This window comes from Pantoea sp. SIMBA_079 (genome assembly GCF_046940275.1).
In the GTDB taxonomy this organism is placed as follows: domain Bacteria; phylum Pseudomonadota; class Gammaproteobacteria; order Enterobacterales; family Enterobacteriaceae; genus Pantoea; species Pantoea borealis.
The window spans coordinates 1-263 of record NZ_JAWRYR010000465.1 but is presented as its reverse complement, the minus strand read 5'-3'; the positions used below and the strand labels follow the sequence as shown (position 1 = coordinate 263).

Annotated in this window: 1 protein-coding gene; it reads left to right on the top strand. The window is 60.5% G+C overall.

The window, feature by feature from the left end:
* Positions 1–263 (top strand): aconitase X (locus SB719_RS20830; RefSeq protein WP_412159842.1); only part of this gene is annotated, 263 nt, incomplete at both ends.

The following is a 263-nucleotide window of genomic DNA, read 5'->3' as shown; positions in this document are numbered from 1 at the left end:
GCCATTGGCAGTCCGCATCTTTCGATAACGGAATTCGACCGTCTGGAGCGCGCCATAGCGCAACGCAAGCTCGCTGTCCCGCTCTATGCCTGTACGGGCCGTCATGCGCTGGCCGAGCTGGAGAAAGACGGGCGCAGGCAGGCGCTGGAAAGGGCAGGCGTCGTCATCGTCGCCGATACTTGCGTCGTCGTCACACCTATTTTGCCAGCTAAGGATGACGCCATCCTGATGACCAATTCCGGCAAGTTCGCCCATTATGCCCC